The organism is Streptomyces sp. NBC_00299 (genome assembly GCF_036173045.1).
GTDB lineage: Bacteria > Actinomycetota > Actinomycetes > Streptomycetales > Streptomycetaceae > Streptomyces > Streptomyces machairae.
The window spans coordinates 722,877-743,483 of record NZ_CP108039.1; the positions used below are offsets into that span (position 1 = coordinate 722,877).

Annotated in this window: 17 protein-coding genes; 8 read left to right on the forward strand and 9 right to left on the reverse strand. The window is 70.7% G+C overall.

The window, feature by feature from the left end; genetic code table 11:
• Position 1 precedes the first annotated feature (1 nt).
• Positions 2-2,485, forward strand: coding sequence for a CBM35 domain-containing protein (locus tag OHT51_RS03385; protein ID WP_328877366.1), 2,484 nt, complete (start codon positions 2-4; stop codon positions 2,483-2,485).
• Between the two features lie 22 nt (positions 2,486-2,507).
• Here OHT51_RS03385 and OHT51_RS03390 read toward each other — a convergent pair whose 3' ends face one another.
• Positions 2,508-4,277 carry an ABC transporter ATP-binding protein gene (locus OHT51_RS03390; protein ID WP_328877367.1) on the reverse strand — a complete coding sequence of 590 codons (1,770 nt, stop codon included), beginning with the start codon at positions 4,275-4,277 and terminating at the stop codon, positions 2,508-2,510.
• 123 nt (positions 4,278-4,400) lie between these two features.
• Positions 4,401-5,258, reverse strand: coding sequence for an aldo/keto reductase (locus tag OHT51_RS03395; protein WP_328877368.1), 858 nt, complete (start codon positions 5,256-5,258; stop codon positions 4,401-4,403).
• A 257-nt stretch (positions 5,259-5,515) separates the two neighbouring features.
• Here OHT51_RS03395 and OHT51_RS03400 point away from each other — a divergent pair, with 257 nt between their 5' ends.
• Positions 5,516-6,403, forward strand: a complete 888-nt coding sequence (locus OHT51_RS03400; protein WP_328877369.1) for a Gfo/Idh/MocA family protein — start codon at positions 5,516-5,518, stop codon at positions 6,401-6,403.
• Between the two features lie 87 nt (positions 6,404-6,490).
• Here OHT51_RS03400 and OHT51_RS03405 read toward each other — a convergent pair whose 3' ends face one another.
• A complete protein-coding gene (locus OHT51_RS03405) occupies positions 6,491-7,252 on the reverse strand; it encodes an SDR family NAD(P)-dependent oxidoreductase (RefSeq protein WP_328877370.1) in 762 nt (253 codons plus the stop codon).
• Between the two features lie 148 nt (positions 7,253-7,400).
• Here OHT51_RS03405 and OHT51_RS03410 point away from each other — a divergent pair, with 148 nt between their 5' ends.
• Positions 7,401-8,306, forward strand: a complete 906-nt coding sequence (locus OHT51_RS03410) for an AraC family transcriptional regulator (RefSeq protein WP_328877371.1) — start codon at positions 7,401-7,403, stop codon at positions 8,304-8,306.
• A gap of 36 nt (positions 8,307-8,342) precedes the next feature.
• On the opposite strand, the gene OHT51_RS03415 is transcribed toward OHT51_RS03410, so the two are convergent.
• Together OHT51_RS03415 and OHT51_RS03420 are read right to left on the reverse strand one after the other, a co-directional pair.
• Positions 8,343-8,726, reverse strand: coding sequence for a hypothetical protein (locus OHT51_RS03415; protein WP_328877372.1), 384 nt, complete (start codon positions 8,724-8,726; stop codon positions 8,343-8,345).
• 279 nt (positions 8,727-9,005) lie between these two features.
• Entirely contained in the window at positions 9,006-9,902 is an 897-nt protein-coding gene (locus tag OHT51_RS03420) for a GNAT family N-acetyltransferase (protein ID WP_328877373.1), read from the reverse strand.
• A 475-nt stretch (positions 9,903-10,377) separates the two neighbouring features.
• On the opposite strand from OHT51_RS03420, the gene OHT51_RS03425 reads away from it, so the two are divergent.
• Positions 10,378-11,586 (forward strand): glycoside hydrolase family 64 protein, encoded by a 1,209-nt coding sequence (locus tag OHT51_RS03425; protein WP_328877374.1) that lies wholly within the window; start codon positions 10,378-10,380, stop codon positions 11,584-11,586.
• Between the two features lie 130 nt (positions 11,587-11,716).
• Entirely contained in the window at positions 11,717-11,923 is a 207-nt protein-coding gene (locus OHT51_RS03430) for a hypothetical protein (protein ID WP_328430330.1), read from the forward strand.
• A gap of 86 nt (positions 11,924-12,009) precedes the next feature.
• Here the strand turns inward: OHT51_RS03430 and OHT51_RS03435 are convergent, their stop codons facing one another.
• Positions 12,010-13,149: a sulfite oxidase gene (locus tag OHT51_RS03435; RefSeq protein ID WP_328877375.1), complete on the reverse strand. Its 1,140-nt coding sequence runs from the start codon at positions 13,147-13,149 to the stop codon at positions 12,010-12,012.
• Positions 13,150-13,361: 212 nt separating this feature from the next.
• On the opposite strand from OHT51_RS03435, the gene sthA reads away from it, so the two are divergent.
• On the forward strand, positions 13,362-14,765 hold the full coding sequence (sthA, locus tag OHT51_RS03440) for a Si-specific NAD(P)(+) transhydrogenase (protein ID WP_328877376.1): 1,404 nt from the start codon (positions 13,362-13,364) through the stop codon (positions 14,763-14,765).
• 31 nt (positions 14,766-14,796) lie between these two features.
• On the opposite strand, the gene OHT51_RS03445 is transcribed toward sthA, so the two are convergent.
• The gene (locus OHT51_RS03445) at positions 14,797-15,300 is read right to left on the reverse strand and encodes a DUF5709 domain-containing protein (RefSeq protein ID WP_328877377.1); all 504 of its coding nucleotides are present in this window, start codon (positions 15,298-15,300) and stop codon (positions 14,797-14,799) included.
• A gap of 315 nt (positions 15,301-15,615) precedes the next feature.
• Here OHT51_RS03445 and OHT51_RS03450 point away from each other — a divergent pair, with 315 nt between their 5' ends.
• Entirely contained in the window at positions 15,616-17,100 is a 1,485-nt protein-coding gene (locus tag OHT51_RS03450) for an APC family permease (protein ID WP_328877378.1), read from the forward strand.
• An 11-nt stretch (positions 17,101-17,111) separates the two neighbouring features.
• A complete protein-coding gene (locus tag OHT51_RS03455; protein ID WP_328877379.1) occupies positions 17,112-18,071 on the forward strand; it encodes a hypothetical protein in 960 nt (319 codons plus the stop codon).
• Between the two features lie 53 nt (positions 18,072-18,124).
• Here OHT51_RS03455 and OHT51_RS03460 read toward each other — a convergent pair whose 3' ends face one another.
• Positions 18,125-19,072 (reverse strand): lysylphosphatidylglycerol synthase transmembrane domain-containing protein, encoded by a 948-nt coding sequence (locus OHT51_RS03460; RefSeq protein WP_328877380.1) that lies wholly within the window; start codon positions 19,070-19,072, stop codon positions 18,125-18,127.
• Positions 19,069-20,565 carry a hypothetical protein gene (locus tag OHT51_RS03465; protein WP_443052392.1) on the reverse strand — a complete coding sequence of 499 codons (1,497 nt, stop codon included), beginning with the start codon at positions 20,563-20,565 and terminating at the stop codon, positions 19,069-19,071. Before OHT51_RS03465 ends, OHT51_RS03460 begins: the two co-directional genes overlap by 4 nt.
• Positions 20,566-20,607 lie beyond the last annotated feature (42 nt).

Sequence of the window (20,607 nt, forward strand, 5' to 3'; positions counted from 1 at the left end):
CATGGCAGCCACTCTTCCCGCCACGGGCCCCGCGACCGCTGCCGACGCCGACGCCGACCCGCGGCGTCTCACCGTCGACCTTTCCGCCTCCGAGGGGCCGGTGATGCTCGGCGCCAACGGCGCGCTGTACGGGCTCAGCGACGACGGGGTGCCCAGCGACGCCGTGCTGGAGCCCCTGAAGGTCACCAGCGTCTCCCAGAAGCCGGAGGGCGGTGCCCAGCATCCCAACGGCGACGCGCTCACCGTCTCCAAGTCGTTCTTCCGCAACGGCGGCGGTGAGGTCCTGGTGATGATGCAGGACGTCTACGCCAAGTGGCCGTACGAGGATCTCGGCATCGACGACTACCTCCCCAAGGTCGACAAGATCGCCAGGGAGGTGGCCGGGGACTCGCACAGCGACCGGTTCGTCTACATTCCGTTCAACGAGCCCGACCAGATCTGGTACCAGCTCGGCGTCCCCGACCAATCCCAGTACGAGGCGAACCGGGACCGGTTCCTCCAGGACTGGAAGACGGTGTACCGGCGCATCCGCGCGATCGACCCGGACGCGAGGATCGCGGGGCCGAACGAAGCCGCCTACGACACCCGCCTGTTGCGGGACTTCCTCGCCTTCGCCAAGCGGGAGAACGTCCTGCCGCAGGTGATGACCTGGCACGAACTGGACTCCGGCTCGCTGCGCGACTTCCAGGCACACTACGACAACTATCGTGCACTGGAGCGGGAGGTGGGCATTGCGCCCCTGAAGATCAACATCGATGAGTACGCCAACCGCCGCGATCTGTCGGTGCCCGGCCAACTCGTGCAGTGGGTCTCCATGTTCGAGCGGAACAAGGTGTACGCGAACATGGCCTACTGGGACGCGGCAGGCAACCTCAGCGGGCATGTCGTACGCTCCAACGTCCCCAACGGCGGCTGGTGGTTCTTCCGCTGGTACGCCGGGCTGACCGGCGAGACGGTGAAGGTGACCCCGCCTCGGCCCGACACCATCGACACCCTGCAGGGGCTGGCCTCCCTGGACACTTCGCGGCGCCAGGCACAGGTACTGCTCGGCGGCTCGGCGGGCGACTCCGACGTCGTGCTGGAGAACGTCCCCGGTGCCGTCTTCGGCCGCACGGTGACCGCCGTCGTCGCCGAAGCAGCATGGTCCGGCTACGAGGGGCAGCACGCGACGCCGCAGGTCCTCGCCCGCACGAAGGTGAAGGTGGCGGACGACGGCTCGGTGAGCGTCCCGCTGCGCGGCATGCAGAAGATGTCCGCGTACCGGATCGTACTGACGCCCGGCGGATCGGGCACCCCCTCCCCCGCCTCCGTCCCCTGGTCGGCGTCGTACGAGGCCGAGGACGCGGCCGTCACCGACGGCAAGGTCTGCACCCAGGGCACGGTCGACAACGCCAACGGCTACGCGGCCTCCGGCACCAAGGACGTCGGTTCGCTCAACGCGGCCGGCAGCAAGGTCGACTTCACGGTGACGGTCCCGGCGGGCGGGACGTACGACCTGGCGATCCTGTACGGCAACCAGTCCGGCGGCCCGGCCACCCAGAAGCTGTCGGTCGACGGCTTCGAGACGGCGACGGTCACCTGTCCGTCCACGCAGAACTGGGGCTACCGCGCCAAGAAGGACGTCACCGTCCGGCTCGACGCCGGGACCCACACCCTGAGTCTGGCCAAGGGCGACGCCGAGGTCACACTCGACCGCATCGACCTGACCGCCCGCGAGGGCGTGCCTTCCGCGTCGTACGAGGCCACGCTGGCGGACATCGGCGGGCAGCCCGCGTTCGACTACTCCTCCTCGGCGGGGGTGGGCACGGGCGCCCTCGTGCTGCGCTCCGGCGACAAGGCGGTCTTCGACGTGTACGCGCCGCGCGACGGCTACTTCACGGTGGTGCCGCGGGCGGCGGCGCCGGTGCAGCTCGCCCTGCACGGTGCGACGGTGACGGCGGCGCCGGGCCGGCCGCTGCGGCTGTACCTCGTCGCGGGCAACAACCGCGTCACCGTGACCGCACAGCACGCCGCCGTCCACGCCCTGGAGGTCTCGGGCTCCGGATCGACCTCCGGCACGCTCTCGTACGAGGCCGCATCCGCCGTCCTCAGGGGCGGGGCCACGCTCGTCGACTCCGTCCACGCCTCCGGCGGCTCGTACGTCGGCCGACTCGGCAACAGCCCCGACAGCACGGCCGAGTTCAGCGTGCGGGCGCCGAGCGCGGGCCGCTATCTGCTGGTCGTGCACTACGCGCACAACGACCGGCGGGACAACGGCCACGCCTACAACACGGACATCGTGTCCCGCACGGCGGACATCACCGTGGGAGACGCGGTGCCGGTGAAGGTCACCTTCAAGAACACCTGGAGCTCGGACGACTACTGGACGGTGGGCCTGCCCGTGGAGCTGAGGAAGGGCTCCAACGCGGTGACGTTCGGCAATGCGACGGCCTGGGCGCCGGACATCGACCGGATCGAATTCGGCCGGGTGGTGGACGGCCGGTAGTCCGGCCGTCCGGGCGGGTCCGTCAGGCAACCTGCCCGCTGTGCAGTGCGGCGTACGCCCCGTTCCGGCCCAGGAGTTCCTCGTGGGTGCCGGTCTCCTGGATCCGGCCGTCTCCCAGCACCACGATCCGGTCGGCGCCGCGCACCGTGGACAGCCGGTGTGCCACGACGAAGGTGGTGCGGCCGTGCAGCAGGCGGGCGAGGGCCTGCTGCACGAGTGCCTCCGAGTGGGTGTCCAGGGCCGACGTCGCCTCGTCGAGGACCAGCACCCTCGGGTCCCGGATCAGGGCACGGGCGATGGCCAGGCGCTGGCGCTGTCCGCCGGACAGCCGTGCCCCGCGCTCCCCGACCACGGTGTCGAGGCCCTGCGGCATCCGGTCGACGAACTCCAGCGCGTTGGCGTCGCGCAGCGCCGCGCGCACCGTCTCCTCGTCGGCGTCGTCCATGCCGTAGGCGACGTTCTCGCGGATGGTGCCGTCGAAGAGGATCGACTCCTGCGGCACGACCGAGAGGAAGCGGCGGTACGTGCGCAGGTCGAGGGTGTTCATGTCCGTGCCGTCGAGCAGCAGTTGGCCGGAGGTCGGCCGGATGAAGCCGATGACGAGGTTCAGCACGGTGGACTTGCCCGCACCGGACGCGCCGACGAGGGCGATGGTCTCCCCCGGCGAGACGGTCAGGCTGAAGTCCCGTACAGCCGGCCGGCCGCTGTCCTCGTACGCATACCCGACCTTCTCGAAGGTCACGGCGCCGTGCAGTGAGGCGAGTTCGGCCTTGCCCTCGTTGTCCTCCAGTTCGGGCGCCTGGAGGACCTCGCCGACGGAGCGGACGGATTCCAGGCCCTTGGTGATGACCGGGGCCAGTCCCGCCAGTGTCGTCGTGGAGTTGGTGAGCGTGGTCAGGAACGCGCTCAGCATGACGACGTCGCCGGCGGTCACGCCCCAGACGTCGTAGTACGAGACCAGCGCCGCGCCGGCGAGCACGAGCACGCCGACCACGTTCAGTACGACCCAGGCGAGTGAGCCGAAGCGGCCGTTGACGAGGTCGAGGCGCATGCCGGAGGTCAGCAGCCGGTGCAGGGTGCCGTCCATGCGGCGCAGTGCCTTGCCCTCCAGTCCGTGGGCGCGGGTCACCGGGATGAGGCGGGTCATCTCCGTCACCCGGGACGACAGGGTCTCGACCTCGTGGCGGAAATGCTCGTTGTGGGTGCGCAGACGGGCCCGCAGTCGGGCGACGACGAGTGCGGCGGCGGGCACGACGACGAGGAAGACGGGCACGAACTCCGGTGTGCGGATGGCGATGATGACGAGGCCGCCGATGAGCACGGTGCCCGCGCCGAGCCCCGTCTCCGCGGTCTGCTGAACCATCTGCTCGACGGTCTCCACGTCACGTACGACCTTGGCCTGGAGCACGCCGGCGCTGACGCGCGAGTGGTAGCCGATGGAGAGCTGCTGCATACGCGTGCACAGGGCGGAACGCAGGCTGGTGCCCATCCGGCGCACGCTGCCGTACAGCAGGCGTACGTAGAGGACGTGCAGGGGGTAGTTGACCAGCAGGATGAACATGATCACGCCGGTGCTCAGCCAGAGCCTGCTGATCGGCTGGTGCTGGACGACGGTGTCGATGATGGACGCGGTGATCAGCGGCAGCAGCCAGATCGGGCTGTGCTTGACGGTGAAGACGCCGACCGCCGCCGCGAGGCGGTGGCGGTCGGCGCGGAACAGATAGGCGAGGGTGCGTACGGGGTGTTCGCCGCGGTAGCGGTGGTCGAGCGGTCTCTCGTGCGACGACGCCATCGGCGTTGTCCTTCCCAGGGATCCGGATGAGTTGCAGACACCTAGCTGCAGCGCAGCAAGCGCTTCCCTATCCCGTCCCGAGGGGGAGTACACACGCGTTCCGGAACGGATTCCCGGAGTGCTTCAGACCGCGTCCAGCTCCGCGATCTCCTTCGCGGTGAGGACGAGTTCGGTCGCGGCCAGCGAGTCGCGGATCGTCTCCGGGCGGCTCGATCCCGGGATCGGGACGACGACCGGCGACTTGGCGAGCATCCAGGCCAGGCAGACGCGCTGCGGGCTCACCCCGTGGGCCTCGCCGACCCGCGCGAACGGGGCGTAGGCGGAGCCCAGTTCACCGGCGCGGGAGATGCCGCCGAGCGGGCTCCACGGCAGGAATGCGATGCCGAGCTCGTCGCACAGGCGCAGCTCCGGCTCGCTGGAGCGGAACGCCGGGGAGAACTGGTTCTGCACGGAGACCAGCCGGCCGCCCAGGATCTCGTTGGCCTGGCGGATCTGCTCCGGGTTCGCGTTGGAGATCCCGGCCATCCGGATCTTGCCCTCGTCGAGCAGGTCCCGTACGGCGCCGACCGACTCGGCGAACGGCACCTTCGGGTCGGGGCGGTGGAACTGGTAGAGCCCGATGGCCTCCACGCCGAGCCGGCGCAGCGATGCCTCACAGGCCTCCTTGAGGTGCCGCGGGCTGCCGTCCAGCGTCCAGCTGCCGTCGCCGGGGCGCAGATGGCCGCCCTTCGTGGCGACCAGGACGTCCTTGCCCCGGTCGTGGGAGGCGAGGGCCTTGGCGATCAGGGTCTCGTTGTGACCGACCTCGTGGGCGTCCCGGTGGTAGGCGTCCGCGGTGTCGATCAGGGTCACGCCGGCGTCCAGCGCGGCGTGGATCGTGGCGAGGGAACGTGCCTCGTCCGGGCGTCCCTCGATGGACATGGGCATTCCGCCCAGGCCTATCGCGCTGACCTCGGCATCCCCGATGCGGCGGGTGTGCATGGGCTGGTGACCTCTTTCGACTGTCGCGCGGAAAACGATGTCACCCGGCGAGCACGCCATGGATGGCACGCGGTACCGGACCGACTCCAGCGTGACTTTCGGGTCGCGGAAGGTCCAATAGAAGAAAGCGAATGCATTCAGTGATGCCACCGCTGAATCCCCGGTGCCGGCATCGCCCACGTAACCGCTTGTGCCGCCTCCGGGTCGATGTGACACGCTCACCCCGATCGATCGACGGCATCGTGAGAGGCGGCGGCATGCGCATCGGACTGCTCGGCACCGGACCGTGGGCCCAGATGGCTCATGCTCCCGCCCTGAGTCGGCACACCGAACTGGACTTCGTGGGGGTGTGGGGCCGCCGTACGGCTCCCACCAAGGAGTTGGCCGACAGCTACGGCGTGCGTGCCTACGACGATGTCGACGCGCTGCTCGCCGAGGTGGACGCCGTGGCCGTCGCCCTGCCGCCGGCCGTTCAGGGCGACCTGGCGGCGCGGGCCGCACGGGCGGGCTGCCATCTGCTGCTGGACAAGCCGCTCGCGCCAACGGTGGAGCAGGCACGGGCGGTCGTCGAGGCGGTCGAAGGGGCCGGCGTGGCCTCGGTCGTCTTCTTCACCACCCGTTTCCAGCCGGAGACCGAGGCGTGGATCACCGAACAGACGGCTGCGGAAGGCTGGTTCACGGGTCGGGCGGAGTGGCTCGGCGCGGTGTTCAGCGGTGACGGCAACCCGTTCGCGGACTCGCCGTGGCGGCAGGACAAGGGCGCACTGTGGGACGTGGGTCCCCATGCCCTGTCCGTGCTGCTGCCGGTCCTGGGCGACGCCGGGCAGGTGACGGCCGCCGCGCACGGGCCCGGCGACACGGTGCACCTGGTCCTCGACCACGCCGACGGCGCATCCAGCACCCTGACCCTGAGCCTCACGGCACCGGCCGCCGCGGCGGGAGCGACCGTGGAGCTGCGGGGCACGGCCGGTGTGACGCTGATGCCGGAGAGCACCGAGAGCGCGGTGTCCGCCCTGCTCCGGGCCGCGGACGCCCTGCTGACAGCCTCCCGCACCGGCCGGCCGCACCCGTGCGACGCGGCGTTCGGGCTGCGGGTCACCGAGATCCTGGCGGCGGCCGAGGCGTTTTTGAACGGCGACGTCTGACGGATGGGGGCGGGTGGGCCGGCGCCGGAAGCGGGTGGGCGGGCCCTGGAGGCGGGTGGGCCGGCCCGTGAGGCGGGTGGTGCGGTCCTAGAGGTTGTAGCCGCCCGACACCTCGATGTTCTGGGCGGTGACCCAGCGGCTCTCGTCGGAGACGAGCGTGGCGATCATCTTGCCGATGTCGTCGGGTTCGCCGACGCGGCCGAACGCGGTCTTCGCGGCGAGTGCGGGGACGACCTCGGGGAACCGGGTGAAGGCGTCGTCGCCGAGGCGGGTGCGGGTCGCCCCGGGCGAAACCGCGTTGACTCGGATGCCCCGGTCGCTGAACTCCTTGGCCATGTAGCGGGTCAGCACGTCCAGGCCGCCCTTCCTGCCGGCGTACACCGAGTAGCCGGGCTCCAGGCCGGTGGTGGTGGACGCCGAGTTGCTGCTCGTGTTCACGATGGCGCCGCCGTCCGTGATCAGCGGCAACAGCTTCTGCGTGAGGAAGTACGGGCCCTTGAGCAGAACCCGCATGAGCCTGTCGAACAACTCCTCGGTCGTGTCCTCGATCAGCGAGGTCTGCGCGAAGCCGGCGTTGTTCACCAGGTAGTCGAAGGAGTCGCGCTGCCAGGTGTCGCGCAGGACCCCGGCCACGGTGTCGCGGAACCCGTCGAAGGTGCCGGTCTCGCCGACGTCCAGCGGCAGCGCGACGGCCGTACCGCCCTCCTTCTCGATGACGGCGACGGTGTCCTTCCCTCCTTGCGGGTTGTTGCCGTAGGTCAGGATGACTCCGACTCCGCGCTTGGCGATCTCGATCGCGGCGCTCTGTCCGATGCCGGAGCTGGCGCCGGTGACGATGGCGACCTTCATGGTGGTCCTCCCGGGTACGGTCGTATGGAGCTCGATGACTCCATTCAACCGACCTGACCTGCGGAAACGTTAGAACGATGCTCTCTCGTGCTTGCACGATCCTCGCGTGCCCGGGAGCCGGGGCGCGTAGGGGTGCTGCAATGGAGGCATGCAGCTGGAAGAGCTCCGCACCCTGCTGGACCGGCACGTCCGGCCCGACTGGACGACCGCCGTCGACGGCGTCCTGATCTCCAAGGTCGACCGGCCGGATCCGCCGGCGCCCTCCATGTCGGGCACGGTGCTCGCGGTCATCGCCCAGGGCGCGAAACGTCTCGCGCTGGGCGACCGGGTCTTCGAATACGGGCCCGGGCAGTACCTGGTCGCATCCGTCGACCTGCCCGTCACCGGACAGTTCACCCAGGCCGACCCCGAGCAGCCGGCGCTGGGGTTCGGGCTCGTCCTGGAACCGTCCGCGGTCGCCGAGTTGCTGCTGCGGGCCGGGCCCGCGGACACTCCGCGCACGGCCGGAGGTGCGCCGTCGGGGATCGCCGTCAGCGACGCCTCGCCCGCCCTGCTCGACGCGGTGATCCGGCTGCTGCGCCTGCTCGACGAACCCCGCGACCGGGCCGTTCTGGCTCCGCTGGTCAAGCGGGAGATCCTGTGGCGCGTCATCACCGGCGAGCAGGGCGCGACGGTGCGCCAGCTCGGCCTAGCCGACAGCAGTCTCAGCCATGTCTCGCGGGCCGTGCGCTGGATCCGCGAGCACTACGCGCAGCCCTTCCGGGTGGAGGACGTGGCCCGGATGTCCGGCATGAGTGTCTCGGCCTTCTACCGCAACTTCCAGGCGGTGACCGCGATGAGCCCCATCCAGTTCCAGAAACAGATCCGGCTGCAGGAGGCCAGGCTGCTGCTCGCCACCCACCCGGGCGATGTCACCGGAGTGGGGCACCGCGTCGGCTACGACAACCCGTCCCAGTTCAGCCGCGAGTACCGCCGCCAGTTCGGCGCCCCGCCCAGCCAGGACGCCGCCCGCCTGCGCGACGCGGTGCGCACTCCGGCGGGCGCCCTGCCCTGAGCCTTCTGCCGAGGACCTGCTGGACCGGTTCCGGCACTAGATCGCGCAGCCGTTAGGGCCGGGTACGCCGTCGATCCAGTTGGTGCTGTTCTCGATGTAGTAGCTGGACACGATTCCGTACTTGTCCCAGCCCCGCGGCGAGACCATCACCCAGTACGGGTTGCCGCCGACCGTCTGGCCCGGGATCTGGCAGTACACGAGCACCTCGTCCCAGGAGTTGATCTGCCCGATGACCGTGGGGCAGTTCGAGGTGCTCGGCGAGGTGGCGCAGTTGCCCTGGTTCATGTCGCGGACGTTGACCCCGTTCGCCCACACGCCGTACCAACCGCGGCCGTGCCCCTCGGCCGCGGCGCTCTGAGCGGTGGTGAACACGAGGGCGAGTGCTCCGGCAGCGGCGAGTGCCGCGGTCCTCTTGCGCATGACGTTCCTTTCGATGCCGTGGCGGGTCGGCTCGCGGGAGGCTTCCCGCACTCATCGCCCCGCACTGTAGGCAGGCCCAACAGCCCGTGGTCCCTGACATCTGTCAGGGACCGGGGCCCTGAACCGGACGCGATGCTTGGCCACTTGGCCGCCCCGGGCGGAAACTTCCAGGAGTGCCTGCACGATCTGACCGCCGACGACTGGTGGCGCCGGGCGGCCCGGACCTGAGATCAAGGTCCGGGCCGCCCGGTGCCCCTTACGGCTCGAGGCTGCTCCTAGCTACGGCCGGCCCGCCGCATCGAAGTTGATGCGCTCCTTGACCACGGGGAACCCTGCCTTGGCGAAGTTGCGGGCCATGGGGAAGTTGCCCTGGTCGGTCGCTCCGGAGACGAACTCCGCGCCCTGTTCGGCCAGGACGTGGGTGCACTCCGCGAGGAGGTCGTAGGCGTAGCCGTGGCCGCGCTGTTCAGGGACGACTCCGATGAAGCCGATCGTCGGGCCGGAGGGGTTGTGTGCCGGGATGTGGATGCCGGCCAACTCGCCCTCCGGGGTGTGCGCTACCTGCCACCACTCCCGTGGGGACGGGCACCAGTGGAAGAAGTCGAGCTCCTCCTGCGCGGCCTGGTCGAGGCCGCCCTCCGCGATGGCTCGCAGCGCGTGGGCGTCAAGGGTGACGGAGTGGATGCGGCACAGTGCGTCGAAGAAGACGGCGTCATCGGGCTCGGCAACGAAGCGCAGCCGGCCGGGCCGTTCGGGCAGGCCGAGTTCCGGGGTCCAGCGGTACAGGAAGCGTTCCACCAGGAGTTCGTAGCCGGCCGCACGCGCGGCGCCGAAGCGGGCCTCGGCCGCGGCCTTCAGGTCGGGCTCGTCCCGCCAGCCGCCGGGCAGGTTGATCTCGAGTTCGACCTGCCAGGGAGCGGAGCGCAGGAGTTCGGCGCCGGCCTCCTCCTCGCCCTCGGCGACGTCGAACCAGTTGATGTTGATGGGCTCCGAGTCGTCGGGGCCGCCCCACCAGGCGCCGCGAGCGACGACCGTGCCGTCGCGCAGGGCAACTCGCTTCCACTCGGGGCGGAAACGGGTCCGCCGGTGACCCTCACGGGCGCCGAGCGGGTCGGGGTGTGCGTCGAAAAGATGGGCGTCGCTCGTCGAGAGCGCGCGGATGACCGGATCGGTCATGGATTCCTCCGGGATGCAGGCTGCTTGGAGCGCTCCCGGTCAGATCACGCACAACACGCCGGGGCAACGGAAAGGGAGCGCTGGAAAGGTGTGAACTGCACGGCACTCGCCTCCTTCCGTCCGTCTCAAGGCGTGGAGCCACACCGTACGTGATCTTTCCCGGGTCCGTCCATGGTTTTTTGCGGGCGGATGCACAGGGTCGCCGAGAGCGCTCTCAGGGCGCCTTCGGATGCCTGCGGAGCTTAAGTGGGACTTAGGAGAGAGTTAAGCGGTCGTGGTCATTCCGTGGCTTTTCAAGTTCCCGCAGCTCAGAGGGATTTGGTCACGATGCAGACCCGTTGGCCGTTGCGGCGGTCGTGCGTAGCATCGGGGCCCACCGGTGGCGGCTAGGCCCGCTTCGAGAGCGCTCTCAGACCTACGGTCCCGTCGCCACCGCGCCCAAGTACCCGCACAAGTACTCCGGGAGACCCCCCACATGACACCCCGTCACCAGCGCACTCTCGGTCGACGCAGGCTCCTCTTCGCCCTCGGCGGCGCCGCGGTGGCCGTCCCCGCCATCGCCACCGTGGCTCCCCACGCCCTTGCGGGTACGCCCGCGGGCGGTGCCGCGCCTGCCGCGGCGGAGTCGATGCCGCTGACGATCGTCAACGACAGCGGCTCCTTCGACAACGCGAACGTCCACGTCTACATCGTCGGCAACCAGGACGGCAGGCAGGTGCGCGTCACACCCGACGGCACCCTCGCGCCGATCGCCCTGTCGGACAACGGCCCCGACGGCTTCACCGACTACGCGATCAGCCTGTCCGGCGGCGGCGAGACCCAACTGTCCCTCCCCCACATGTCCGGCCGGATCTATGTGTCGCTCGGCGCGAAGCTCAAGTTCAAGGCCGTCGCGGACGGCAACGGCAACGCGGCGCTGCAGTATCCCGCGGGTTGGGTGACGTCGGACCCGAACTACCCGGTGCTGCACGACTGCGCCGAGTTCACCTTCAACGCCGCCGGAATGTTCTGCAACACCACCATGGTCGACATGTTCAGCGTGCCGCTGAGCATCCGGCTGACCGGGGCCAAGGACCAGACGACCGGCCAACTGCGCGCCGGTGGACGCGCGGCCGCGTTCACCGCCGTGCGCCAGGTCGAGGAGTTCGCGCGGCTCGTCGTGGACGACACGCGCATCATCGCCCCGGGTCACGGCCTGGACGCCGGCCTGTTCGCCAAGGACTACTTCGCCCCGTCCATCGACGAGGTCTGGAGCACGTACACCGGGAGGGACCTCACCGTCACCACCAACGCGGGTACCTTCACGGGGCGGGTGCGCGGTGAGCGGTTCGCCTTCGACGGGCCCGCGCAGGTGTCCTTCGCCAAGCCGTCCACGCGGGACGTGCTGTTCTGCGACGGCAATCTCGCCGCCCCCAACGACGGCACGACCGGTCCCGTCGCCGCCGTCCTCGGCGCCGGCTTCAACCGTTCGACGCTGATCAGCCATCCCGCCCAGCCGACGACCGACCCCGCCGACTTCTACCGGACCGACCTGACCAACCACTACGCCAAGGCCATGCACGCGGCCCATGAGGACGGCAAGGCGTACGGCTTCGCCTTCGACGACGTCGCCGATTTCGCCTCGTACATCCAGGACACGGCACCGACCGGGATCCGGCTGACACTCACGCCCTTCGAGGGCTGACGCGGGCCCACGAGCAGGAGGGCTCTCGGCGGCTCCGGATGCAGGGTTTGCTCGGGCGTTGAATGGTGTTATCAGACCCGATGACCGCACCGGGCCCGAAGAAGTCACCCGGATCCGAGGAGCAGAGATGATGCCGACGTCCCAGCCCGAAGCGTCCGGGCCGTCCGGGGAGCGCGTCACCCCGGACGACCTGCTCCACGCCCGCACCGGCACGGATGTGTCGCCCGAGGACATAGTGCTTGCCTCAGGCAAGGACCTCACCCCGCGCAATCTGGAATGGGCCAAGCGCAAGCTGGCCGCCGAGGGTCCCTCCGCCCTCGACAAGCTGCTGCCCTAGCCCGACCGCCGGAATCCGCACGGGTCGCCCCCGGGTGCGCCACCGCACCCGGGGCGGCCTCGTGCGGCCGGCCCCTGCCCGCAGCGTCACTGGCCGGACCCGTCCTCGCCCTCGTCCAGGCACAGCACCGGCACCCGCTGCACGAGGTTGTTCGCGAAGCCTCCGCGGTTCCAGGCCTGCTCCAGGGGCTGGGTGTGCCCGTCGGCATCGGTGGCCCGGGCGCTCAGCACGTACTCGCCGGGGATCGCCGCCCATCTGTGCTGCCACCGGCGCCACGCCCAGCGATGCCCGTCCTCCGGCTCCAGTTCCGCCTCCTGCCAGGTCCGCCCCGCGTCCGCGCTGACCTCTACGCGCGTCACCGCGGCCCGCCCGGACCAGGCTCGCCCCTCCAGGGTCACGGTCCCGGGCCGGACCACGCGTGCCCTCGACATGAAGTCGGGGAAGCCCGGCGGGACGAGCAGGGCACGCGGAGCGATCCGGGTGACCGGCTCGCCCTCGTCCTCGGGGTGCCGGCGCAGCCGGTAGGCCACGGCCTGCTGGAACCCCGTGAACGGCTCGTCGACGACGGTGACCTCGCGCAGCCACTTCACGTGCGCCATGCCGTACCAGCCGGGCACCACCAGCCGCAGGGGGCGGCCGTGCTGCGGGGGCAGCGGGGCGCCGTTCATCGCGTACGCCACCAGCACCTCGGGATCGCCGCCCAGAGCCACGTCCAGGTGCAGCGCGCGCTGGTAGTCCTGCTCGACGCCGCGCTCGACCCCGTGGTCGGCGCCGGTGAAGACGACGTCGACCGCGTCGGGCTCGATGTCGGTCTCGGCGAGCAGCAGCCGCAGTGGCACGCCGGTCCACTCGGCGGTGCCGACCGCCTCGACGAGCCAGGGCTGACTCACCGGCCGGGGCGTCAGCAGGGCCCGGCCGTTGCCCGCGCACTCCAGCGTGACCCGGGTGGTGACCTGCGGGAACGTACGAAGGTCGGCCAGGCTCAGACGCAGTGGGCGGCGGACCTGGCCGCCTATGGCCAGATGCCACGAGGTGTCGTCGGGGACGTACGGGATGTCGTAGTGGGTCAGGACGTAGTGCAGTCCCGGCGGGGTGATGTCGTGGCGCAGGGCTTCGAGCGGCAGGCCGTGGTTGCGGGCCGCGAGCGCCAGTTCGTCCCGGCCGATGCCCTCCTCGGGGGCGGCCAGCCTGGCCGGTGCGCTCGCGTCGACGAGTCGATGCCCCATACCTGCATTATCGACCCTTGGCGGGCATTTCCGCGCCGGGGCCGGCATCCTCTCCCGGCCGTGGGCGGGGCCTCGCGGTATCAGCAGGGCGCCGGCGCAACTCCCCTGGCTCCCAAGGCACTTCACTTCATGGGCTCCTCCGGCACTTCACATCGTCAAAGGTTTCCGGCTCACCCTTTCGAAGGGGTCTCGCGGCTGCCAGACTCCTGAAGGTGCCCGACTTCGACATGCTCGTCATCGGATCCGGCCCGGGTGGTCAGAAGGCGGCCATCGCCGCGGCCAAGCTCGGCCGCCGGGTCGCCGTCGTCGACCGCCCCGACATGGTCGGCGGCGTCTCCATCCACACCGGGACCATCCCCTCCAAGACCCTGCGCGAGGCCGTGCTCTACCTGACCGGCCTCACCCAGCGCGATCTGTACGGCCAGAGCTATCGGCTCAAGGAGGACATCACCGTCTCCGACCTCACCGCCCGCACCCAGCACGTGGTCGGCCGTGAGGTGGACGTCATCCGCAGCCAGTTGTCCCGCAACCATGTCGCCCTGTACGCCGGGACCGGGCGCTTCGTCGATTCCCACACCGTCGCCCTGCGCGAGGTCACCGGCCAGGAACGGCTGCTGACCGCCGAGCACGTCGTCATCGCCACCGGCACCCGGCCCGCGCGCCCCGCCAGTGTGGAGTTCGACGGGCGCACGATCCTGGACTCGGACAACGTATTGGCGCTGGAGCGGGTGCCGCGCTCCATGGTGATCGTGGGTGCCGGGGTGATCGGCATGGAGTACGCCTCGATGTTCGCCGCGCTCGGCAGCAAGATCACCGTGGTGGAGAAGCGGGCCGGGATGCTCGACATGTGCGACGTCGAGGTGATCGAGTCGCTGAAGTACCACCTGCGGGACCTCGCCGTGACGTTCCGCTTCGGCGAGACGGTCGCCGCGGTCGAGCGGCATTCCCGTGGAACCCTGACCGTCCTGGAGAGCGGGAAGAAGGTCCCCGCCGACGCGGTGATGTACTCGGCGGGCCGGCAGGGGCTCACCGACGAACTGGACCTGGACAAGGCCGGGCTGACCGCGGACCCGCGCGGTCGGATCACGGTCGACGAGCACTACCGCACCGAGGTGCCTCACATCTACGCCGTCGGCGATGTGATCGGCTTTCCCGCGCTGGCCGCGACATCGATGGAGCAGGGGCGGGCGGCGGCTTACCACGCCTGCGGGGAGCCCGTCGGCCGGATGCACAACCTCCAGCCGATCGGTATCTACACCATCCCTGAGATCAGCTTCGTGGGGCGGACCGAGGACCAGCTCACCGAGGACCGGGTGCCGTTCGAGGTCGGCATCTCGCGCTATCGCGAACTGGCCCGCGGGCAGATCATCGGCGACTCGCACGGCATGCTGAAGCTGCTGGTCTCCCCCGAGGACCGCACGCTGCTCGGTGTGCACTGCTTCGGCACCGGGGCGACGGAACTCATCCACATCGGGCAGTCGGTGATGGGGTGCGGCGGAACCGTCGACTATCTGGTCGACGCGGTGTTCAACTACCCGACGCTTGCGGAGTCTTACAAGGTCGCCGCTCTCGACGCCACGAACAGGCTGCGGCAGATCGACCGGATCGGGGACTGAGCCTCCCAGAACTGATCACTCCCGGACCTGATCAGGTGTCCACGCCGCCCTCCGGCAGGTCGGCGTCGTCCTCGACCAGGTGCATGGCGGCCTCCTCCGCGCCGGCCGCTCCGCCGTCGATGCCCTGGTCGAAGGCGATCTGCTCCTTCGTGGTGCCGGCGTGGGCGCCCTCGTCCGGTGCGACCAGGCGCCCGGCACGGTCGGCGCCCGCCTCCGGGTCGAGGGGTTCGCCCTCGCCGCCCGGCAGGTCACCCACGTCGTCGCCGACGGGCTCGGCCACCTCGGGGACCTCCTGGGTGAGCCTCTCGTCGAGGGTCTCGCCGGCGTGCTGTTCGGCGGCCGTGGTGCCGTACTTGGTGACCCCGAGCGGCTTCTCGGGCGGGGAGTAGCCCTCGTCGAGGGTGTCGTCGTACGTCCGCTCGTCCAAGGCGTCCTGGAGGTCCAGCGGAGCCGCGTCCTGCTGTTCCTCGTTGCCTCCGGTGGGCTGGTACGCGTCGTCGGCCATCGACTCGGCGGGCGTGTGTTCGGTGCCCATCGCTGCCTCCTCACTCGCGCGCGGCGGCGGGTTGTGCCGGTGCATGTCCTGAACCGCGTTTCCCGTTGCGCGTTCTCCAACCCCGGAAGATCTGGTGGCTCTTGAAGCATCAAGGAGTGTGGCTATCATCACTCGCACACACGGCGTGACTGCACGACGACGCAACGGCGTACAGTGTCCGCCACCCCCGTTCCGCCGCCCCTGACCCGAGGTCATCCCTCACCGGTTCGTGGCGTAGTTCCACCCCCCACACCCCCCTTACGCCGTCGGGGCCGGCTCGCCCCCACGTCGTGCACGACGGAAAGCAGCGCATCCATGAGCAACAACAGGGGAAGAGGGCTGCAGGCCAATGCCCTCGGTACGTTCGACACGGTGGTGATGGCGATCGCGGGCAGTGCCCCCGCGTACTCGATCGCCGCGACCTCGGCGGTCCTCGTCGGCGCGGTGGGCCTGGCAAGCCCGGCCGCGCTGCTGTACTGCGCGATACCCATGCTGGGCATCGCCCTGGCCTACAGCTATCTCAGCCGGATCGACGTGAACGCGGGCGCCAGTTACTCGTGGGTCGGCCGTACCCTGCATCCTTTCCTGGGCTTCATCAGCGGCTGGGCGCTGGTGATCTCGGCGACGATCTTCATGGTGGCCGGTTCGCTGCCCGCGGGTTCGATGACGCTCGCCGTCTTCGACGAGGACCTCGCGGACAACACCGCGCTGTCCACGCTGGTCGGCGCCGGCTGGTTCCTGGTCATGCTGCTCGTGGTGCTGGGCGGTGCGCGGCTCACCGTCCGGGCGCAGCTGGTGATGTCCGGTGTCGAGCTGGTGATACTGGCCCTGTTCGCGGTGCTCGCCCTGCTCCATGCGGACAACGCCCGGGCCTTCGACTGGTCCTGGCTCGGCTTCGGCCACTTCGACGGGGTCACGGGATTCGCGTCGGGGGCGCTGATCGCCGCGTTCTACTACTGGGGCTGGGACGTCACCAGCAACCTCAGTGAGGAGACCCGCAACAGCCGCCGTACGACGGGCCTGGCGGGCCTCATCGGGGTCGGCATCGTGTTCCTGCTGTTCGAGGTGTTCACGATCGCGGTGAACGTCATCCTCTCCTCGAAGCAGATCCAGGACAACGACGCCAACGTGCTGGCCGTGCTCGGTGAGGAGGTGTGGCCGGGCTGGGGCGGGAAGTTGCTGATCGTGGCGGTGATGCTGTCCACCATCGCCACCCTGGAGACCACGCTCATCCAGGTCACGCGCTCGCTGTTCGCGATGGGCCGGGACCGTACGATGCCGGCCGCGCTGGGCCGTGTGCACCGGCGTTGGAACACGCCGTGGGTGGCGATCGCGGTGGTCGGCGTGGTGGCGCTGGGGATGTTCGTCGCCGCCAACTCCCTCGGCACGGTGGGCGAGATCCTCTCCGACGCCATCTCCGCGATCGGGCTGCAGATCGCCGTCTACTACGGGCTGACCGGGATCGCGGTGGTCGTCGCCTACCGCAGGATGCTGCTGAAGTCGGTGAGCAACTTCGTACTCGGCGGCGTGTGGCCGCTGTTCGGCGCCCTGTTCATGTTCTGGATCTTCGTCGAGTCGCTGGGCGAGCTGAGCACCTCCGCGATCACGATCGGCATCGGCGGTCTCGCGGCCGGGCTGATCCCGATGCTCTGGTACTGGCGGCAGGGCAGCGACTACTACCGGCCGGCGAAACTGGACGCCGCCGAGACCGTCGAGGCGGACTACGTTCCCGCCGGCCGTGACGGCACCAGGTCCGACACCGACTCCCTTGTCCACGAGGGTCTTCCCACCGATTTCTGAGAGAGCCGTCGATGGCGAAAGACCGCTTCGTTCCCGACTTCGACCCCGACTGCGGTGACGCCGCCCTCACCTGCGCCCGCCAGGACATCGTCATCGGCCGCTGGCAGGGGCTGCGGGAGCTGCTGCGGGCGACCGGCCCCGACTGGCTGGTCCGCGGGCATCGGACCCGGCTGCTCGCGCAGGCGTGCGCGAGCAGTTCGACGGCCGAGTCGTGGCTGGCCGCCGAGCCGCACAGCGCCGACGCGCTGGTGCTGCGGGCGGCGACGGAGACGGCCCGGGCGTTCAACGTGGCGATCACCGCGGGCCGGGGCGTGCCGATCGACCGGCAGCGCATCGACACCGCGGTGCTGTCGTGCCTGAAGGCCGCCGACTCCTACCCGGACGATCCGACACCGTGGATCTCGCTGATCTCCGTCGCCCGGCTGTATCCGTCGGGCGTACGGCGGCAGGAACTGGCGCGCTGGTGGGACGAGTTGCACCAGCGCGACCCGTACAGCGTGGAGGGACACCTCCAGGTGCTGCACTACTACTCCTCGCGCTGGCACGGCACCCACGGCCTGATGTACGACTTCGCCCGGGACGCGGCCGGCGTGGCACCGCCCGGCTGCCCGCTGCCGGTGCTCGTGCAGTACGCCCGGGTCGAGGAGTTCCGCTACGCCCTGGACGCGGCCCGGGGGCAGCATGCCTCGGTCGGCCTCGGACAGCACTGGAGCAACGACGGCGCAGCCAGTGACGTACGCCGGACCTGGGAGCGCTGGATCATGGGTCGCACCGACAACACCGTGGCCCCCGGCGAGCTGCGCGACCTCAACTACCTGGCTCACGCGGCCTGTCATGCGGGCGCCCACGACATCGCCGCGGCTCTGTTCCGGATACTGCAGCGCCGGGCCACGCGGGCGCCATGGGCGTACACCGGCGATCCGGACAAGCAGTTCGTCAAGTGGCGCAAGGAGGTGGGGCTGCGCGGGTGAAGCGGGGTGCCTTCGTCTTGAGGGTCATGGGGCACCTTCTCCAGGTCGCGCCCTCACAGCGCCCCGCGCCGGACGAGTACGGCGAGCACGATCAGCCCGGGAATCAGCGGCAGCCACACCGTCAGCAGCCGGTAGCCGAGTACGGCGGAGGCGGCCGCGGTCGCCGGGGCGCCGGCCGCGGCCAGCGCGAGGACGAGCACGGCGTCGAGGGAGCCGAGGCCGCCGGGGGTGGGCAGCAGGGCCGCCGCGGTGCTCGCGGCGAGATACAGCAGTGCCACCCGGACCGGCGGGAGGGGCAGCGCGACCGCGCGGGTGACGGCGATCAGCACGGCGCAGTGCAGCGTCACGAAGGCCAGCGAGCCGCCCCACAGGGCCGCCGCCCGCACCGGTCTCGCGTGGACGGCGACGATGTACGCCCACGCCGCGGCCAGCGCCCGTCTGCACCGCGGCCACAGGGGGCCGCTCAGCAGGACGATCGTGCCGGCCACCACGGCGCACGCGGCGATCAGGACTCCCCCGCTGACGTGCGGGAGGTGCAGCAGGCCGGGGCCGGCGGCGAAGAAGAGTACGGCGATGAGGGCGCCGCGCAGGATCGCACCGGCGGTGCCCTTGACGGCGATGGCGGTGGCCGCGGCGGCTATCGGCATGCCGCAGCGTATGAGGAACCGCAGGTTCACCGCGCCGGCGCCGAGTCCGGCGGGCAGCACATGGTTGGCCGCGGAGGCGGCGAACTGCCCTGCCGCGAGCCGGCCGGGCGGCAGTCGGAGCGGCACCGCACCCTGCTGGGCGAGCGCCGAGCAGGGCCACGTCACGAGCGTGGCCGCGGCGGCCACGAGCAGCCAGCCCCGGTCGGCCAGGGCGAGCCGGACCGCGCCGGTCTCGAGCACGGCCCAGTGCCGGCGGGCCAGCCACACCACGGCCACGAGGACGACGAGCGTGAGCAGGGCGTGCCAGCAGGCCCGTCGGCGCTGGGGTGGGGCGAGGAACGGCTCCGACGTCATGCCCGTCCGCCCGCGCCCCGCGCCGGGGCGATGCGGACTTCCAGGCCGTCGAGGCGGTGCAGCTCCCAGCCGCGGGCGTACCGGGGAGGCTTGCCGCCGGGATTGGTGAGGGTGCCGACCGGGGCGCTGCGGGCGGTCCGCAGGATGTCGGCCGTGGTGGTGTTGGCGTTGTTGCCGCGCGTCGCGCCGGAGTCGCAGCCGGTGTAGTACCCGACAGGGATCGCTTCGTGCCCGGTCAGCAGGCAGGGCGGGCGCACGCCGAGGCGGTGGAGCTCGGCGGCGGAGCGAGCCCAGGCCTGGCGGTTGGCGGTGGTGCGGTCCACGGTGTGGTCCAGCACGGCGTACTGCACGGCCAGATGCCCGGCCAGCCCGAGCGCGATCACGGCGCCGACCGCCGGGCGCCACCGGCCGGTCGGCGTGGTGACCAGGCGGAGCAGGGCGTGCGCGACCGGGATGGCGAGCAGGGCGTAGGCGGGCAGCAGGAAGCGGGGGGCCGCGTATCCGATCAGGAACAGGTACGGGAAAGCGGCCGTCGCGGCGCAGAGCAGCGGGACCAGGGTGCGGGTGGTGCGTCCGTCCAGGACGGCGACCGCGAGTGCGTAGACGGCGAGCAGGGGGAGGACGAACCACCAGGCGTAGACGGCCGGGTCGGGCATCTCGCCGTTGCAGGGCCGGCACAGGGTGTTTCCGACCAGGCTGCGCATCTGGTCGTCGACGGCGAGGTTCCAGCCCAGGTCGCCCTGGATGCGGGAGGCCTGGTTCAGCCGCTCGCGCAGACCTCCGTAGCTGACGAACGCCTCGATCACCCACTGGACGCCCCCGGCCACGAGCCCCGCCGCGAGAGCGGCCCCGAGCCGCCAGTGCCGTACCGCGACGACGAGGACGAGCAGGGGCAGCGTGACCCATACCGCGTCGGTGGGCCGCATCCACGCCATCACTGCGGCACCGGCCAGGACGCCCCACAGGGCCCGTCGGTCGAAGCGGTCCGCGCGGGCCCGCAGGAAGCAGCCGACGCAGAACAGGGCGCCGAACGCGACCCAGAGGTTGGGCATGGCCTGCGGGCCGTAGAAGAGGGTCACCCAGAGGGAGGCGAAGAGGGCTCCGGCGCCTGCCAGGACACGGGCCGGGAACAGGCCGCGCCAGACGCGCAGGGCCAGGTACAGGGCGAGTCCGGACAGGATGGCGATGTAGACGCGCAGCAGTGTCGTGGACGACGACCAGGAGGCGATGGGCCACACGAGCAGGGTGACGCCTCGTGCGCGTGGCGCGCTGAAGAAGGCGGCCGGCGCGTCGGTGCCGACCTGGCTGACGTACACGATCTCGTCCCAGCCGAGGCCCATCGAGGGCCGCACGAGGAGGAGTTGGGCGAGGGTGAAAGCACCGGCCACCGCCGCGAGCAGGCCGTGGCCGCGGGCCCGCCACGGCTTTCCGGACGCGAGCGCCCCGTCGCGCCGTCCCACGCTTGTGAGCATGGGTTTCGTGCCGTGGGCCATCGTCCACCCCTCACCCCCTACGACTCGTAGGGTTCCGAGCCC

Bases quoted from the DNA above. Each gene is read 5' to 3' on its own strand.
- OHT51_RS03385 (WP_328877366.1), top strand. From the start codon at position 2: ATGGCAGCCACTCTTCCCGCCACGGGCCCCGCGACCGCTGCCGACGCC.
- OHT51_RS03390 (WP_328877367.1), bottom strand. From the start codon at position 4,277: ATGGCGTCGTCGCACGAGAGACCGCTCGACCACCGCTACCGCGGCGAA.
- OHT51_RS03395 (WP_328877368.1), bottom strand. From the start codon at position 5,258: ATGCACACCCGCCGCATCGGGGATGCCGAGGTCAGCGCGATAGGCCTG.
- OHT51_RS03400 (WP_328877369.1), top strand. From the start codon at position 5,516: ATGCGCATCGGACTGCTCGGCACCGGACCGTGGGCCCAGATGGCTCAT.
- OHT51_RS03405 (WP_328877370.1), bottom strand. From the start codon at position 7,252: ATGAAGGTCGCCATCGTCACCGGCGCCAGCTCCGGCATCGGACAGAGC.
- OHT51_RS03410 (WP_328877371.1), top strand. From the start codon at position 7,401: ATGCAGCTGGAAGAGCTCCGCACCCTGCTGGACCGGCACGTCCGGCCC.
- OHT51_RS03415 (WP_328877372.1), bottom strand. From the start codon at position 8,726: ATGCGCAAGAGGACCGCGGCACTCGCCGCTGCCGGAGCACTCGCCCTC.
- OHT51_RS03420 (WP_328877373.1), bottom strand. From the start codon at position 9,902: ATGACCGATCCGGTCATCCGCGCGCTCTCGACGAGCGACGCCCATCTT.
- OHT51_RS03425 (WP_328877374.1), top strand. From the start codon at position 10,378: ATGACACCCCGTCACCAGCGCACTCTCGGTCGACGCAGGCTCCTCTTC.
- OHT51_RS03430 (WP_328430330.1), top strand. From the start codon at position 11,717: ATGCCGACGTCCCAGCCCGAAGCGTCCGGGCCGTCCGGGGAGCGCGTC.
- OHT51_RS03435 (WP_328877375.1), bottom strand. From the start codon at position 13,149: ATGGGGCATCGACTCGTCGACGCGAGCGCACCGGCCAGGCTGGCCGCC.
- OHT51_RS03445 (WP_328877377.1), bottom strand. From the start codon at position 15,300: ATGGGCACCGAACACACGCCCGCCGAGTCGATGGCCGACGACGCGTAC.
- OHT51_RS03450 (WP_328877378.1), top strand. From the start codon at position 15,616: ATGAGCAACAACAGGGGAAGAGGGCTGCAGGCCAATGCCCTCGGTACG.
- OHT51_RS03455 (WP_328877379.1), top strand. From the start codon at position 17,112: ATGGCGAAAGACCGCTTCGTTCCCGACTTCGACCCCGACTGCGGTGAC.
- OHT51_RS03460 (WP_328877380.1), bottom strand. From the start codon at position 19,072: ATGACGTCGGAGCCGTTCCTCGCCCCACCCCAGCGCCGACGGGCCTGC.
- OHT51_RS03465 (WP_443052392.1), bottom strand. From the start codon at position 20,565: ATGGCCCACGGCACGAAACCCATGCTCACAAGCGTGGGACGGCGCGAC.